Origin of the sequence: Paenibacillus sp. FSL R10-2736 (genome assembly GCF_038000245.1) — a bacterium.
Lineage (GTDB): Bacteria > Bacillota > Bacilli > Paenibacillales > Paenibacillaceae > Paenibacillus_AQ > Paenibacillus_AQ phytohabitans.
Genome location: NZ_JBBOBN010000001.1, coordinates 1,156,686 through 1,170,457, shown reverse-complemented (window position 1 = coordinate 1,170,457; position 13,772 = coordinate 1,156,686). Strand labels below are relative to the sequence as shown.

Annotated in this window: 10 protein-coding genes and 1 riboswitch; of the genes, 5 read left to right on the top strand and 5 right to left on the bottom strand. The window is 54.1% G+C overall.

Translation table 11 applies throughout. The features are described from left to right. Positions 1 to 4: 4 nt before the first annotated feature. Positions 5 to 1,396 (bottom strand): glutamyl-tRNA reductase, encoded by a 1,392-nt coding sequence (gene hemA / locus NSQ73_RS05090; protein WP_076247829.1) that lies wholly within the window; start codon positions 1,394 to 1,396, stop codon positions 5 to 7. Positions 1,397 to 1,855: 459 nt separating this feature from the next. Next, positions 1,856 to 1,958: riboswitch (purine riboswitch) on the top strand. A gap of 118 nt (positions 1,959 to 2,076) precedes the next feature. Between hemA and NSQ73_RS05085 the strand changes: the two genes are divergently transcribed. Genes NSQ73_RS05085 through hpt form a run of 3 tightly spaced genes read left to right on the top strand, consistent with a single transcriptional unit; the run spans position 2,077 to position 4,767 of the window. Continuing rightward, entirely contained in the window at positions 2,077 to 2,637 is a 561-nt protein-coding gene (locus tag NSQ73_RS05085) for a phosphoribosyltransferase (protein WP_039308084.1), read from the top strand. 57 nt (positions 2,638 to 2,694) lie between these two features. After that, positions 2,695 to 4,209, top strand: a complete 1,515-nt coding sequence (locus NSQ73_RS05080) for an IMP dehydrogenase (RefSeq protein ID WP_039308082.1) — start codon at positions 2,695 to 2,697, stop codon at positions 4,207 to 4,209. Between the two features lie 30 nt (positions 4,210 to 4,239). Beyond that, entirely contained in the window at positions 4,240 to 4,767 is a 528-nt protein-coding gene (gene hpt, locus NSQ73_RS05075; protein WP_340985607.1) for a hypoxanthine phosphoribosyltransferase, read from the top strand. Positions 4,768 to 4,824: 57 nt separating this feature from the next. Here hpt and NSQ73_RS05070 read toward each other — a convergent pair whose 3' ends face one another. Next, positions 4,825 to 5,859: a LacI family DNA-binding transcriptional regulator gene (locus NSQ73_RS05070; protein ID WP_340985606.1), complete on the bottom strand. Its 1,035-nt coding sequence runs from the start codon at positions 5,857 to 5,859 to the stop codon at positions 4,825 to 4,827. A 150-nt stretch (positions 5,860 to 6,009) separates the two neighbouring features. Between NSQ73_RS05070 and NSQ73_RS05065 the strand changes: the two genes are divergently transcribed. Further along, complete coding sequence (locus NSQ73_RS05065; protein WP_340985604.1) at positions 6,010 to 7,317, top strand: FAD-dependent oxidoreductase; 1,308 nt, start codon at positions 6,010 to 6,012, stop codon at positions 7,315 to 7,317. A 42-nt stretch (positions 7,318 to 7,359) separates the two neighbouring features. Here NSQ73_RS05065 and NSQ73_RS05060 read toward each other — a convergent pair whose 3' ends face one another. Beyond that, positions 7,360 to 8,298, bottom strand: a complete 939-nt coding sequence (locus NSQ73_RS05060) for an AraC family transcriptional regulator (protein ID WP_340985602.1) — start codon at positions 8,296 to 8,298, stop codon at positions 7,360 to 7,362. A 139-nt stretch (positions 8,299 to 8,437) separates the two neighbouring features. Between NSQ73_RS05060 and NSQ73_RS05055 the strand changes: the two genes are divergently transcribed. Beyond that, positions 8,438 to 9,484 carry a glycoside hydrolase family 88/105 protein gene (locus NSQ73_RS05055; protein WP_340985601.1) on the top strand — a complete coding sequence of 349 codons (1,047 nt, stop codon included), beginning with the start codon at positions 8,438 to 8,440 and terminating at the stop codon, positions 9,482 to 9,484. Positions 9,485 to 9,637: 153 nt separating this feature from the next. On the opposite strand, the gene NSQ73_RS05050 is transcribed toward NSQ73_RS05055, so the two are convergent. Together NSQ73_RS05050 and NSQ73_RS05045 are read right to left on the bottom strand one after the other, a co-directional pair. Then, positions 9,638 to 11,374, bottom strand: coding sequence for a hypothetical protein (locus NSQ73_RS05050; RefSeq protein WP_340985600.1), 1,737 nt, complete (start codon positions 11,372 to 11,374; stop codon positions 9,638 to 9,640). Between the two features lie 63 nt (positions 11,375 to 11,437). Further along, positions 11,438 to 13,744 carry a helix-turn-helix domain-containing protein gene (locus NSQ73_RS05045; RefSeq protein ID WP_340985599.1) on the bottom strand — a complete coding sequence of 769 codons (2,307 nt, stop codon included), beginning with the start codon at positions 13,742 to 13,744 and terminating at the stop codon, positions 11,438 to 11,440. Positions 13,745 to 13,772 lie beyond the last annotated feature (28 nt).

The following is a 13,772-nucleotide window of genomic DNA, read 5'->3' as shown; positions in this document are numbered from 1 at the left end:
TCGCTCACCCGCCCAGCAGGCCGGCCGGAGCAAACACCGTCCCCGGCACCGCGAACTTTCCGCCGGAGGATACTTCAGCAGGCGCCTCCTCAACCGGTATAGCACTACGGTCATCCGGACCCGGGTCCAGCTGCTCCTGCAGTGCAAAAATCTGGGTGAAGTACTCCAGAGCTTCATTCCCCTGCTTCCCGCCAGACAACTCCTTGATGACATTGATCGGATCATGCATCATCTGGTTCACAATACTTTTGGTCAGGCGGCGGATAACCTTACGCTGATGCTCATCCAGTTCAGGCAGCTTGTTGAACAGACTGTCCATCGTTTCTTCATAAATCCCGTTGGACTTGTCCTGCAGCGCACGGATCACCGGTCTGACACCTAGCGTCTTCAGCCACAGCTGGAATTCATCCATTGCCTCACTGATCATCACTTCAATCTTGGCAGCTTCACTGCGGCGCATTTCCAGATTGCTCTCCACAATGCCTTCCAGATCATCGATATCATAGAGGAAGACATCCGGCACACTTGCCGCAGCCGGATCAATATCGCGGGGCACGGCAATGTCGATCATGAACAGCGGCCGTGACGGCCGGCGCTTCATCCCTTCAGCCACTTGGGCAGCCGTCAGCACATAACCGTCGGCTCCCGTGGAGCTGATGACTATATCCACTTCATCCAGACGCTTCAGTGCTTCCTCAATCGTGCTCGGCTTGCCCGAGAACTTCTCGGCCAGCTCCACCGCCCGGGACAACGTCCGGTTGGCGACGATAACCTCAGCCGCGCCGCTGCTGTATAGATGCTTCACTGTCAGCTCACTCATTTTACCGGCGCCGAGAATGAGCACTCTTTTGCCGGTAAACATCCCGAAGATCCGCTTGCCCAGCTCCACCGCTGCATAACTGACCGAAACCGCGCTTTCGCCGATGGAAGTCTCGCTATGTGCCCGTTTGCCGAGCGTCACCGCCTGCTTGAACAGCCGGTTGAACCACGTTCCGGTTACGCCCTCCGCCTGGGCAGTCAAAAAAGCACTGCGTACCTGTCCCAGGATCTGCGTCTCGCCGATCACCATGGAATCCAGGCCGCAGGTTACACGCAGCAGGTGGGCAATCGCCTGCTCGTCTTCATATATATACATATGCTGCGCAAATACATCACTTTTTACACCGAACCACTGCTCCATGTAGCTGCGGATGAAATATCCGCACATATGAAGGCGGTCCACGACCACATAAATTTCCGTCCGGTTACAGGTGGCGACTACGACCCCTTCCAGAACGCTCTTCGTCTGCATCAGCTGATGAAGCGCAGCAGGCAGATCCTTCTCGGCAAAAGCGAACTGTTCTCTCACCTCTACGGGAGCCGTACGGTAATTCAGGCCAACGACGACAATATGCATCGCTTGTTCACCATCCTAATCTCTATTCATTGGTGTAGGCACTGTTACTGCTTGTTAGCATGTATTAGTATCAATTTCACAAGATCTCAAATCGCTGTGTTAAGTATATCACATCAAAATACGGCTTTTTACAAAACCTTTGAACTATTTATGAATTGCAGATAATAATTATTTTAAATAAAAATCCGCCAAAGCACCATGCTTTAGAATGGGTTATTTAGAGTTTTTTTATGAATCCGCAGGTTATCTGTATTAAATATAATCCGGTGAGGGTCCGGCACAAATAAACCGGCCTAAAAATCAATTCAAACACGTTAATGTTATCTTATATAACATTAAACAAAATATTGACACACATTATTGCGGATGATAGCATATAACAAATGATCTGCGTAATATTATATAACACCAAAATCGTAAACAATCATTTATAAACCATCCGATTCATTAATATGTCAGATTCTCTAATCAAACATCTCTTGTATAAGCTCGTTAATTTGGAATGAGCGTATCTACAGGCAACCGTAAATTGCCCCAGGCTACAAGAGGCCAGACAAGATACTGGAGCAACCAGTGAAGGGAACACGGCTATGCCCGGCTTCTCCTCCTGAAGTACCAGTCTTGTCCTGCGCCTCTTGGTCCTGGGGTTTTTGGCATCTATAATAGAAGGAGTGAGGGCAATGAGTGCATCCTACGCACGGTTAAGTGAATCGATCAGCCAAGCCAAGAATGTGAGGATCTACAAGAATAAAGATACAGCCTATGACTTTAAGCTATACCCTTTTGGAGAACGCGGAACCTACATCACCCCTGAGCTGATCAGCGAGATTACCGATAGTCTGGCAGAGGCCGTTACGGAACAATTCCCGGATTTCGATTACATCGTATCGCCTGAACCGGGCGGGCATACCTGGGGCATGCTTGCGGCCTACAAGCTGATGAAGCCGATGAATATCCTGCGGCTCAGCACGGAGCTGTATGAGAATTACGAGGTCAGCATCAAACGCGAGACGGCGTATAACGAGAATTATATTTATTTTGACGGATTCTCCGCCGGTGACCGGGTGCTGCTGCTGGATGATGTGATCAGTTCAGGCGCTACCATCCGCTGTATCGCTGAGCAAATGTCCGTTATGGGCATTGAGCTTGTCGGTGTGCAGGCAATTCTGGCCAAAGGGGAACACTACAAGCAGTTGGAAACGGACATTGGAGTGCCGGTACGGTTTCTATCCAAGGTATGAAGTGTATAGAACTACAATTGCAGAATTGATGAAACTTTAGCAGAGGAGTGACAAGCCATGGCTTATTATTATGAGCAGCCTTCAAGAACCTTCAGTGAGTTCCTGCTGGTGCCCAGTCTGACCACCAAAGAGTGCATCCCGGGGAATGTCGATCTCCGGACGCCAGTAACCAAATTCCGCAAGGGCGAGACTCCGGCACTGACCATGAATCTGCCTGTTACCTCAGCAGTCATGCAGGCCGTATCCGACCATAACATGGCGATTGCCCTGGCCAAAAGCGGCGGCATCTCCTTCATCTATGGCTCACAGTCGATCGAGCAGCAGGTCGAGATGGTCCGCCGGGTCAAAAAGTTCAAAGCCGGCTTCGTCCTCAGCGACTCCAATCTGAAGCCGGAGGATACACTGCAGGATGTACTGGCGCTGAAAGCGCGCAGCGGCCACTCCACCATTGCCATTACGGACAACGGGGAACCGACAGGCAAGCTGATGGGCATTGTCACAAGCCGCGATTACCGCGAGAACCGTCTGCCGCCGGAGTGCCCGATTACTGAATTTATGACGCCGTTATCTTCACTAATCTATGCCGAAGAAGGCATCACCTTAACCGAAGCCAATGATATGATCTGGGATCATAAGCTGAACTGCCTGCCGATTGTTAATGCCAGCGGCCATCTCGTCCACCTTGTGTTCCGCAAGGATTATGACAGCCATCAGGAGTATCCGCTGGAGCTGCATGATGATAACAAACAGCTCATTGTCGGCGCGGGTATCAACTCCCGGGATTACAAGGAGCGCGTACCGGCGCTGGTGGAAGCCGGAGCAGATGTCCTGTGCATTGATTCCTCTGACGGTTATTCCGAATGGCAGGCCGAAACCATCCATTATATTAAGGATACTTTCGGAGAGAAAGTGAAGGTCGGGGCAGGCAATGTCGTCGACAAGGAAGGTTTCCTGTACCTCGTGGAAGCCGGGGCGGATTTCATCAAAGTCGGCATCGGCGGCGGTTCCATCTGTATTACCCGGGAGCAAAAAGGGATCGGACGCGGCCAGGCCTCCTCCGTCATTGAAGTCGCAGCCGCCCGCCAGGAATATTACGAGCAGACCGGCATCTATGTCCCGATCTGTTCCGATGGCGGGATTGTCCATGATTACCATATTGTGCTGGCGCTGGCGATGGGAGCTGACTTCGTGATGCTGGGCCGCTATTTTGCCAGATTCGATGAAAGCCCCGGACGCAAGCTGCTGGTCGGCGGGAACTTCGTTAAGGAATATTGGGGTGAGGGGTCGAGCCGCGCCCGCAACTGGCAGCGTTATGACTTCGGCAATGCCGACAAAGAGAGCAAACTGGAGTTCGAGGAAGGCGTGGATTCCTTCATTCCTTACGCCGGACGGCTCAAGGATAATCTGGATCTCAGCATCAGCAAAATCAAATCAACCATGTGCAACTGCGGCTCACTGACCATCCCGGCACTGCAGAAACAGGCGAAGATTACACTGGTTTCCTCCACAACCATCTTTGAAGGAGGCGCACATGATGTTATGCTGAAGGAAAAGGACAGATCATCCTCCTGATCACATCCTAATCCATAAGGAGCGTCAACCATGACACAAATTACCAAAGTTCTGGTCAGCAAGGACCAGCTGCAGCAAAGAGTCAGAGAACTGGGCACTGAAATATCGCGTGACTATGAAGGCAAAGAGCTTGTACTTATCGGCATTCTCAAAGGCGGCGCTGTATTCATGTCCGACCTGATGCGCGAAATCACTTTCCCGGTCGGCATCGACTATATGTCAGTGTCCAGCTACGGTGCAAGCTCCACCTCCTCCGGTGTCATCACGATCAAGAAGGATATCGACATGGATATCCGCGGCAAGCATGTGCTGCTCGTCGAAGATCTGATCGACACCGGCCTGACTCTGCAGCATCTGAGGCAGCTGTTCGCCCTGCGCGAAGCTGCAAGCGTCCGTATCTGTACCATTCTAAGCAAACCTTCCCGCCGCCTGGTCGAAGTTCCAGTCGAATACTGCGGCATTGACATTCCCGATGAATTCGTTGTCGGCTATGGTCTGGATTACGCCGAGCAGTTCCGCAATCTGCCTGAGGTCTGGATTGTGGAGACGGGCGATTAAACTAGGATTAAGAAACCGTCAATTCTCCTATAGCTGGAGAATTGACGGTTTCTTTGTTCAGCAGAGAGATGGTTCCGCAACCGTCTCCCCTGTCAGAAACGGTCCCAGCAGCCGGATTTGCTCATAAGGTGCCAGCGGATTGGCAATCCGCCGCAGCATCAGCTCAGCCGCCCGCTCCCCTGCCTCCTGGACCAGCAGCGCCGGGCGCGACAAGCCGGGACAAGCCTCCAGTTCCCCATGCTCCATCGCAACAATTGATAACTGCTCCGGAATATTAAGTCCCAATTCATGCACCTTCCGCAGAATGGGCCAGGCTTGTCCATGATTCGCCGAGAGAATAGCCGTAGGGCTTCCTGTCTGAAGAATGGCCGATAAGTCAGCAAGCCATTGAGGATCAGCGGGGTTCACATGATACATCTGTTCAGCAGCGGAAATTCCCCGGCTTGCACAGGCGGCCCTGAAGCTCTGATAGCGCAAGCGGAATCCCCGCTGTCCGTCCGGCTCACCCACGTACAGAATTCGGCGATGACCGCTGCGGCAGAGCGCATTTACCGCAAGAATGATCGCATGCTGGACATCCCAGATTACACTGTCCACCTCGGCACCTTCGGGCGGGAAATTGATCATTACCTTCGGAAGACCAAGCTGCAGCAGAATGGTCTCTGCCCAGACGGGCAGCAGCGGCGACAGAAACAATCCGTCGCAGTATAGAATGCCGCTCTCCTCCAGCCAGTCCGCCAGCTTGTCCGGCTGGGGTCCCTCAAACGGCAGCAATACGGATTGTACCTGATGGCCCAGTTCATCCATGCGCTGATGCAGACCATGGAACTGCAGATTTAGAAATGAGTGGTCTGCAGGCATCAGCATGACGAACCGGCGGGGCTTGCCCGCCGCATAGGCAATGGATTCAGCGGCAAGCCCCGCTTCCTGCGCTTTGGTCGCATAATTCATTGCCCGGGCAGTAGCGAATACCAGCCTGCGGGTCGGTTCGGACATGCCCGGCAGCCCGCGCAGCGCTTTGGATACTGTGTACACGCTCAGCCCCAGGCGGTCCGCCAGATCGCGCAGCGTGACCGTTTTTCTCTTTGACACACGGCTTCCCCCTTTTACTTGGCCATTCCATTCTTCCATAGCTCTCCTGCAATGCAAGCCCACAATCCCCTAAGTACAACTAAAATCAAGCTATAATCCCTTGTTCCTTATATCTATTATAAAGCTAAGCCCTATATAGAAAGGATGAATATGGTGAAAAAAGAACAGATAAATCTGCAGGTGGCTGCAGAGATATATGAGGAGGCCGATGTCGTTGTTATCGGGGGCGGTCCGGCCGGGACAGCGGCGGCGATCTCCGCCGCCCGCTGCGGACAGAAGGTAATACTGCTGGAGCAATCAGGGCAGCTTGGAGGGATGGGAACACTGGCTAATGTCAGCATCTATATGAGTGTCGGCAACGTGACCGGCATCTACCGTGAAATGCTTGAAGAGACAACTCCCGAAGCCGTTCCCGGCTCCCACCTGATGTCGCTGCACTCCCGGAAGGACCAGTATTCCCCCTTTGCAGTGCGCCATTATCTGAACGGCAAACTGCACCGGGAGAAGGTTAAGGTCTTCTACCACACCGTCTATGTCCAGCCCGTCATGGAGAGGCAGCGGGTACGCGGAGTACTGGCCCGGACCCGCGAAGGGCTGAAGGCCTTCATGGGCGGGATTGTGCTGGACTGCTCAGGGGACGCCGCTGTGGCCAGGGATGCCGGAGTGCCTATGCGCTACGGCCGGGAACAGGACGGATTAACACAGCCTATGACCCTTATGTTCACCATGCAGAATACCGGCAAGCCGGTTGTCCCTTATCTTCCTGAGGACTGTGAGATATATGAGTCCGTAGACGATCTGCCGCAGGGACGCCACCTGTACTGGGAAAAGAATGATGACGGCACGCTTTTGGTCAATATGACCCGCGTTAAGGGCAACGGTGCCCGTATTGAAGACACCAACTTCGCGGAGCGCGAGGCTCTACGCCAGGTTTTCTCAACGGCCCATTATTTGCAGCGCAACGGCTTTGAGAATTACATTATTGCCCATATTCCCGGCCAGACCGGTGTGAGGGAAACCGGGCAAATCGTTGGCCTGTATACATTGACCGAACAGGATTTGCTTGAAGCCCGCAGGTTCGGGGATGTCGTGGCGCAGACCAATTATGAAATCGATATTCACAGCCCTGACGGGCAAAAAACGACGGAGGAGCGCCAGCTGGGAAGCTACGATATTCCGTACCGCTGTATGGTACCTGCCGGTGTGCAGGGGCTATTGGTAGCGGGACGAAGCATTTCGGCGACTCATGTAGCCATGTCCTCCATGCGCGTGCAGGCCACCTGCTATGCGCTGGGTCAGGCGGCTGGAGTCGCAGCAGCTGTCGCCAAGGAAGAGGGCACCGTCTATATGGCGGATATTTCAATACCGCGGCTGCATCAGCTGCTGGCTGAGCAGGGCGTACAGTTTCATGGAACTGCGCTGTCTGCCGGGAACAACGGCCAGCAGGTAGCCCCCTGAATGTTCCGGAAAATTATAAGCCTTTACAGCAACCGGCCCGGGCTATCTACCGCCCTGCCGGAGCAGCATACGGTAACGGCCCGGCGGTACACCTGTCAGGCGTTTGAAGCTGCGGCAAAAATAAGACAGATCTTGAAATCCGGCTGTCACCGCAACCTCGATCAGCGGCATACTCTCAGCTTCCAGCAGCTCCTTGGCACGGTTGATCCGGTAATGTGTTAAATATTCCAGGATCGCAATGCCGGTCTCCTGCTTAAAGATCCGGTGCAAATAGGAGCGGGAGAAATGAAAATAACGGACCATCTCTTCCATCCGGAAGGGGAGCTTGTAGTGGTCGGCAATGTAGCCGGTCATCTGCTCCGCGAGCAGCTTCCTGCGCTCCTCCGCTTGCCGGGGCGGCGGGCCCGCCTTCTGCCGTGTCAACACAGCGAACAGTCGGAGCAGAAGGCTTTGCACTTCCAGGGTGTACGCTTCCCTCTTGCCTGCAAGCTCGCTCTCCAGCTCGAGCAAAATAGCCCGGACGCTCTCCAGCTGTCCGGTGTTCAGCTGCCAGAGCACAGAAGCAGACGCTCCATCGGGCAGCCATTCGTAGACCTGCTCCGCTGTGGAGCGGTCTACGCTGCAAAGCCTGTCCAGATACCTCTCGTCTACCGAAAGAATCAGCCGGTGCAGCGGCTGGCCATTGGCCGGTCTGGGCATATGCAGCACGGACGGCCTCACAATAATCAGGCTGCCCGCGAAGATCCCGTAGGCTTGATCTCCCGCAATGAATCCCCCGCTTCCTGCCAGGCAGAAGTACCATTCATAACCGTGATGCGAGTGCAGTTCCGCCTGCTTGATGCCATTAATGCGCTGTACACATTGAACCGGGTAATCTGCAAGCGCCCTGTTCGTCATATCATCGACCATATAGAAATTCTGCTTCTTCAATCCCGCTGAAGAAGCAGAATTCAACTCATTTACAGATCTCATTCCAGACATGCCAAGCTTCCTTTCCTCATCAGTATAAGTGTACAATTCTACAATACATCGGGCAGGATCGCCCAAGAATTCATACAGGCAAGCCACTTATACTGCTTAATATAAGCTCAACTCTAGATCACAGGAGGACTAGTAGATTATGACAACATTGACTTCATCCCGAGCGCTTCAGCATGCAGCAAGCAAGGTATATTCATATATGCTCCTGGATCATTCCGGCAATTGGGGAATGGACATGGCGCATTGGGATTGGGTTCCCGGCGTAGGTGCCGCCTCTATCCTGGAATATTATCAGCAGGACGGCGGCGATGAGATTATAAACCGGCTGTCAGAATGGGCCCTTGCGCATTTGCACCAATCCGGGCATGCAAAGGTTATTAACTCCATGGCTCCGTTTGCCATCTTTCCCGCACTGTACAGCGTCACAGGGAATCCTGTCTTTAAGGAGAGCGCAATCCGTACCGGTCAATGGATGCTGCATGAAGCGCCAAGAACCCGGGAAGGCGCTTTCGAGCATACGGTGACCGAACAGGCAAGCTTTCCGGAGCAGGTCTGGGCGGATACCGTGTTTATGGCTGTGCTGTTTCTGGCCCGTCTGGCCCGGCTGACCGGAGAAACCGGGTATGCCCGGGAAGCCCTCAGCCAGCTGGAGCTTCACCTGAGACTGCTTGAGGATAAACAGAGCGGCGTGCTGTTTCACGGCTGGAACTGTATCACCGGTGACCATATGTCTGCAGCCAGATGGACAAGAGCCAACGCCTGGATTGCCCTTGCAGCGCCCATGATTCTGCAGGAGGTGGAGGGCCTGCTGCCTGTGCCTGCCTCCATTACGGAGAGATACCGCCGCTTGATGGCGGCGTTAATCGGTTATCAGAGTCCGTCCGGACTCTGGCATACAGTCATGGACCGGACAGACTTCTATCTTGAAACCTCCGGGAGCGCCGGCATCGCAGCCGGGATATTCAAGGCTGTACGGATGGGCCTGCTCGGCGAAGCAGCTCTGGGACTTGCCAGAGCTGCACTTGAAGCGGTGCTGGGCACGATCAAGGCCGATGGGGAGGTCGGCGGCGTGTCCGGCGGCACTCCGGTGATGCCCACTGTGGAGGACTATAATGAAATCTCCTGTATACCCACTCTCTACGGTCAAGGCCTGGTGCTCATTCTTCTGGCCGAAGCCATGAAGTGAAGGCTGACTCCGTTCACAAGACCCTGCCTATGCGGGGGGAAGCCAGACCAAAGGCACCGCAATCCTTGCGGTGCCTTTGGTCTGTGCCGGGCTTGTATACCGCAGCACTTAATGTTCAGATACCGAAGATCAGTCTCCGGGCCTCCTTACCCCTTAGTCCTGTCCTCTGAGCGCTTCCACCATGTCCGGCTTCAGCCGCAGATTAAGCGCCAGTTCCCCATCCTCCGTACTCCAGCTTGCAGTAACTTCTTCCCCGTTGCCTGCGGCCGACATGGTTACGAAGAAGGAGTCCGGGCTGCTGTCCCGTCCCTCATCCTCGCGTACCGACAAGGTAAAGACGACCGTTGCCTCGTCCAGAGACGTAAAATCAATTCTCCGGCGTTCACCGCTGTACAGCACCAGATCAAGGCAGAGGGTGTCGCCGCTGTGGACAATTTCCCATTCCGGATTCTGGACCAGCGAAGTTGCCCCTCCGGCAAACCGGGTATACAAACCGCGAAGGGAAAGCTTCACCCCGCCTATGGATACCACCGCCCCGCCGTCCACGGCATTGGCGGTTACACCGTCAAGACTGCCGACGATTTCCAGCCGCAGGCGCAGATCCTCTGCCTGGATGCCGCCGTCGATCCGGTCCAGACCGATATGCGTATCCCCGCCGTTCAGCGAGAGCTGAAGACCGCACAGCACGTTCCCCTTGCGCTGCTCGGCGGAAAAGACGGGTGCGGAAAAATCATAGCCGTCATGCAGCATCCGCAGCGCCGCATAGACCGTTCCGCCGGGACCGTCCACATAGGCCAGCAGATTGCGCCGCTGATTCCACATGACCTCCTTGCTGGCCGAACCAAGCGCATAGCGCGTAGTCATGTAAGTAACAGCGGTTTTTTCATAGCCGTCTTCACTGCGGTAATACACCTCGCGTACTTCCCTTTCAGCGGCTTCCCTGAACAAGGCGCGGTAGGATTCGGGACAGGAAATACCAAGGTTGTACCATTCCAGATCGTAGAACATATCCGCTGGAGCACAAAAATCCAGTTCTCCCTCCAGCGCCAGCTGCAGGAACGCCCTGGCTGCATCCGGCAGCAAGGTGGAATAACAGCGGCTATGTGGCCCCGCCCATTGCCCTGTGGACGCGTGAAAATGCCGTGCCACCCCCTCCCAGGCCAAATTTAGCATATCCTCGCATATTTCCAGCGCCCGGCCGATCCTGGTCGCGGAGCGGATGCGCGATAATTCAATAATCGCCACCTTAGTGTACGTCGGACTGTTGTATTCCTGAAACGTCCGGGTTCGGCTGGCATATTGATGGAAGGCCTCGAATTTCTGCAAGCCATAATCCAGATAGCGCGGATTCTGAAACACTTCTCCCGCGAGCAGCGTCACAAACGATCCCATAATGGCAATATTCGTATAATGCGGACCCATGTTGCGCCGGATGATGGACTCGCAGGCGTGAAATACCGATTCCCGCACCCTATCCAGCAGCTCCGCAGGCATCCGGTGCTTATGCCGGATTACTGTTGTTAGAAGTACTTTCCCGATAAAATCCGCCCAGTTCCAATCCGGGGGCCTCATGCTGGACAAGGGCTCTTCCAGATAATACGACCAGATACCATAAGTCACGCTGGCCGGATCATGGTCCTGAAGTGAAACGATTTGCCGGATCACGGCAAAAGCCCTATCCTCAGCATCCGTAAGCCCGGTATCCAAAAGCCCTTGGGCATATTCAATGGAAGAACGTATGGAATGCACCTGTTCCACATTCTGAAGTGCGGTGTGGTAGCCGTTGGTTGTATATTTCTCTCTGATCATCGAATGCACCGGGCTGAATTGGTTCTCCAATTGTTCAAGCCTCCACCGCAGGAGAGCCTGTTCATCGAGCATATTATTCATTGTGATCCTACCCTTCATATAGGAAGGAGAAGCCGCCAATGCCCCGGCTTCTCCCGCTCCCTGTTACTTGCGCCGCTGCTCCCGGTATTCGGAAGGCGTCAGCGCAGTGAACTTTTTAAAAATGCGGACAAAGCTGTTGACGTTGCCGTAGCCGACCGCTTCGGCAATATCCATAATTTTGCCGTCCGTCTCCTCCAGCAGCCGTTTGGCCTCAGCCATGCGCAGCGCCATCAGATAGTCGATGAAGTTGCCCTCGGTCTGCTCCTTGAACAGCTTGCTCAGATGGGACACGCTGACCCGGTATTCCTCAGCCAGCAAATTCAGCGAAAGATCGGTTCGGCTGTAATTGTCATGAATATATTCCAGTACCTTCAGAATCAGGCCGTTTTTCTCCCTGCTGCTCCGTTTCTCTTTGATGGCTTCCATATGCCCCTGCAGGGTCTTCATTAGAAATTCCTTGATCTCTTCCAGGCTTTTGTGCAGATTCAGCGCCTCCTGCAGCTCCTGGGGCATTTGGATATTATTGTGGCCGATGCCAACATCCTCGGCGATTTCCGCCGCCTTCATCAGGCATTGAAGGCTGAGCTGCCGGATGATCTGGGGCGGCACGCCATATTCGGCGAAGGCTTCGAACCATCGTTCCACCTGCTCGCGCAGCTTCGTGCCGTCCAGCAGCTTCAGCGAATCCATCATATCCTCCGTCATCGCCACCAAACGGTAGAAGCGGGGAGAAAGATCGCCGTGAATATCCTCACGGGTAATGATCGAGTTCGCGCCGAAGACAAGGCGGTAGGACAAGGCTTCTTTGGATTGCTTAAAGGACTTGTGAAGCTCTGTCATAGACTCCACCAGCCCTCCCACCCCAATGGAGATGGTGCGCCGGAAGTGCTCTTCCACATACGATTTGATCAGTTCCGCTACAGCCACCGCCCGCAGCTCGGCATCGGCATCATCGTCGGCAAAGCTGATGATGATCGCACAGGTGCCATTCTCCAGCTCGATGGCAGCGCCCTTTCCCTCGGCCAGAATCAACTCTTCGGCCAAATTACAGAGCGCATAATTGTACAGGTGCACATCCCGGATCGCGGCAATCTCCTCCCGCCGGTCCAGCTCCGCATTCAGCACGACAAAGCGGTTCGGATGAAACTGGATTCCGAGCATTTCCATATACTGCACAACATTAGAGATATTGATCTTATAGTTGGAGAGCAGCTCCATCAGCAGCTGCCACTTCAGCATGGGGCGGGTCTCCTGCATCTGCTTGTGCAGTTGGTCGCTCTGGACCAGAATCCCTTCAAAAGCGGACTCCAGAAATTGCAGATCATCTGCCCGGTCTGTCTCCTTCGCCTGCGGAGAATATTCATTCAATTTGACGGAGAGTGTGTGCAAAAACCGGTTCAGCGGTCTGAAGGTCCACTTGCCGAGCGCCAGGCCCATGGCGGCAGCGGCAATGAGGATCATCGCCGAAATCACGGCCAACGTATTGCGGAGTGCAATAAGCGGCTGGTTGAGCTTAAGATCGGAAACGGTGCGGACTAGCGTCCATCCGGTATAGGGAGAGTCCATATAGAAGACCATCGACGGCTTCTGATCCACCTGTGAGTGAAAATTCCCCGTTCTGCTCTTGCGGCTCAGCGCCTCATGAATGTATGAAGACTGGCCGATGTTCTGCCCCAGCTTATTCTCGTCAGGATGAAGCACGATCTGCCCCGTCTCATCCACAATATAGGTCTCCCCAAGATCCTCATCCTCATTGTGAATCAGCGAGAGCAGCATTTCTGTCTTCAGATTCAGTGCCATCGCCCCTTTGCGGGCACCCACGGAATGAAGCAGCGGATAGGTGCGGACCAGCGTGATCACATTTCTGTAGATCGGCGAGGTGGACCGGTTAATGACCAGCTGCCGGCTCGGCAGCCACTCAAAATATCCGTCGAACGTCTCGAACGCGGTAATCCAGCCGTAATCCTCCAGCTTGCGCTCTTCGGTCAGCATATCCCCGGAAACCAGCCTGTTCTGGCTGTAAGAATACATATCGATGGAGAAGATGTAATCGTCGCTGCGGATGAGCCGGTCGATCTGTCCGCCTAGCCGGAAATCATTGCCCGCCGCTTCCTCGCTGGGAAGCTTCTCATCAAAAAACTTCTGGACCTCATCATTCTGAACGAGCTGCACGGACTCATTGTCCACACTCTTCAGCACCAGCTCCAGCTTCTGGTTCATATGCTCCAGCAGCTCCATATTCGTCCGCGTCAGGCGGTCCTTAAGATCGCCGGTGAAGATGAAATAAAACAACAGCCCCGATATGCACACAATCAGGAACAAAAGAATCAGCAAGCCCGCCATCAATTTTTTTGCCCATTTATTCTGCAAAGCTCCCCATCCTTTAGTTCCCGACTGA